The sequence below is a fragment of the Aquimarina pacifica genome (assembly GCF_000520955.1).
Classification (GTDB): domain Bacteria; phylum Bacteroidota; class Bacteroidia; order Flavobacteriales; family Flavobacteriaceae; genus Aquimarina; species Aquimarina pacifica.
Map to the genome: position 1 here is coordinate 1 of NZ_JACC01000142.1, position 338 is coordinate 338.

Consider the following 338-nt stretch of genomic DNA (forward strand, 5'->3'; position numbering starts at 1 on the left):
CATGTCAATGAATTTGTTGTGATATTAACTAATGATAATCCTGTTACCATATTTGGTCGAGTGGTATCATCCCCGGATTCTTCTTCTGTAGTAATTGTCAAAGAAATTATCTCAGATTGATTACCAGCGGCATCTAATGCTACTAATACAAACTCGTATAAAGTTGCTGGTTCAAGATCATTAATTATTACTTGAGGTTCTTGAACTTCAATGATAGAATAATTATCAGTAACATTAAATATCCAGTAATTCGTAACTCCAATATTATCTGTTGCTTCATTCCAGGTTAGGTTAACAGAATTTTGAGTTATTTCGCTTGCGTTAAATTCTGTTGGGCT

General features: G+C 32.8%; 1 protein-coding gene. It reads right to left on the reverse strand.

Features of this window, described 5'->3' with window-relative positions:
• Positions 1-338 (reverse strand): fibronectin type III domain-containing protein (locus tag DZ60_RS23860; RefSeq protein WP_034230589.1); only part of this gene is annotated, 338 nt, incomplete at both ends.